This window comes from Turicimonas sp. TL08 (assembly GCF_054660695.1).
In genome coordinates, this window is record NZ_BAAGDP010000094.1 from 1 (window position 1) to 282 (window position 282).

Annotated in this window: 1 rRNA gene; it reads right to left on the reverse strand. The window is 51.1% G+C overall.

Annotation, left to right across the window (positions count from 1 at the left end):
• Positions 1-278 (reverse strand): 23S ribosomal RNA (locus tag ACYQ4O_RS13090); the annotation flags it as partial.
• Positions 279-282: the final 4 nt, after the last annotated feature.

The following is a 282-nucleotide window of genomic DNA, read 5'->3' on the forward strand; positions in this document are numbered from 1 at the left end:
GCTTTTGCCATTGCACTATCAGCACGATTTCCGACCGTACCTAGCGTACCTTCGTACTCCTCCGTTACCCTTTAGGAGGAGACCGCCCCAGTCAAACTGCCTACCATGCACGGTCCCAAACAGTGTTCACCTGTCTTGGTTAGAACCGCAAACAAATCAGGGTGGTATTTCAAGGTCGACTCCAGAGGAGCTGGCGCTCCTCTTTCTCTGTCTCCCACCTATCCTACACAAATCGGTTCACAGTTCAATGCAAAGCTGCAGTAAAGGTTCATGGGGTCAAAG